The sequence below is a fragment of the Oceanospirillum linum genome, assembly GCF_001995095.2.
GTDB lineage: Bacteria > Pseudomonadota > Gammaproteobacteria > Pseudomonadales > Halomonadaceae > Oceanospirillum > Oceanospirillum linum.
Genome location: NZ_MTSD02000123.1, coordinates 1 through 432, shown reverse-complemented (window position 1 = coordinate 432; position 432 = coordinate 1). Strand labels below are relative to the sequence as shown.

General features: G+C 46.3%; 1 protein-coding gene. It reads left to right on the top strand.

The window, feature by feature from the left end; all coding sequences use genetic code 11:
• Nucleotides 1-432 (top strand): insulinase family protein (locus BTA35_RS18065; protein ID WP_338013021.1); only part of this gene is annotated, 432 nt, incomplete at both ends.

The window sequence follows — 432 nt, the reverse complement described above, 5'->3', positions numbered from 1 at the left end:
GGCTATTACTCGCTCAAATATTGCAAAGCCCTTATTACCAAGAGATGCGTACTCAGCAGCAATTAGGTTACATCGTTTTTGCCAGCTATCACCCCGTTCTAAATATGCCAGGGCTGAGCTTGCTTGTGCAGTCACCCACTCACTCTCCTGAGGATATTCAGCAGCGTAGCCAGCGCTTTCTTGAAAGTTTTGCGGAAAAGCTACACACAATGCCGAGCACAACATGGGAGGAACCAAAGGCGGGACTTATCGGAAACCTACTCGAAAAAGATGATAATTTGCAAAGTCGTACACAACGCTTCTGGCGAGAAATGGCTTTAGAATATACCAACTTTGACCGAGCAGCCCAGTTAGCTCGTGCGGTTCAAACCCTAGAGCTGAGTACTATTGTACAGCTTTTTGAGACACAAATTATACAGGGTAACGCTGGAC